At 45.1% G+C, this 277-nt stretch carries 1 protein-coding gene; it reads right to left on the bottom strand.

Translation table 11 applies throughout. From position 1 onward, the window contains the following. The coding region (locus AC0SAP_RS10410; RefSeq protein ID WP_473384116.1) for a cadherin-like domain-containing protein at positions 1 to 277 on the bottom strand (277 nt) is incomplete at both ends.

The following is a 277-nucleotide window of genomic DNA, read 5'->3' as shown; positions in this document are numbered from 1 at the left end:
CCACCACCGGCGCATCATTCACCGGCATGACTGTTACAGGAATCGTAACGGTCACTTCACCGCCATTGCCATCAGATACCACCACTGTGAATTCATCATCACCGTTGTAATCTTTTTTCGGCGTATAAGTGTATTCACCAGTTTTTTCATCAATCGTCACCGTACCGTTTTTCGGTTGTTCAGAAACCACATAAGTTAACTCATCACCATCTACATCCTTCCCGGTGACTTTTCCTGTTTCTGGTTGATCTTCTTTCGTAATGATCGCTGGTGCTTC

This window comes from Ignatzschineria sp. PL_is040, from assembly GCF_055813795.1.
Note: the sequence above shows the minus strand (reverse complement) of the source record. Positions and strands in the feature narration are given on the sequence as shown.